General features: G+C 64.3%; 1 protein-coding gene. It reads left to right on the plus strand.

The annotated features are described in order from the left end of the window. Positions 1 to 535, plus strand: a 535-nt coding sequence (locus AC5RWX_RS34195; protein WP_494100561.1) for a preprotein translocase subunit SecY, incomplete at both ends; no start/stop codon positions are given.

Below are 535 nucleotides of genomic sequence, written 5' to 3' on the forward strand. Positions count from 1 at the left end.
TGCTCCGGGTGGTTATTCCCCGGTTCCAGCAGCTCTACGAAGAGGGTGCGTCAGGGCAGTCCAAGCTGACCCAGTACACGCGGTACCTCACCATCGCGCTGGGCCTGCTGAACGCCACCACCCTGGTTTCCCTGGCGCGGTCCGGGCAGCTTCTTCCCGGCTGCAACCTGCCGATCATCCCGGATACCAGCGTGATCACCACCATCCTGCTCATCATCACCCTGACGGCCGGCACCGGCCTGATCATGTGGATGGGCGAGCTCGTCACGGAGAAGGGCGTGGGCAACGGCATGTCCCTGCTCATCTTCACGTCCATTGCTGCCACGTTCCCCACCTCCCTCGGCGCCATCTGGAGCTCGCAGGGTCCCGCAACGTTCTTTATGGTCCTCGCCATCGGCCTGCTGACTGTGGCCCTGGTGGTCTTCGTTGAGCAGTCGCAGCGCCGCGTGCCGGTGCAGTACGCCAAGCGGATGATCGGCCGCCGCACCGTGGGAGGTACCAGCACATACATCCCCATCAAGGTCAACATGGCCGG

It is taken from the genome of Arthrobacter sp. SPT-J7, from assembly GCF_059089965.1.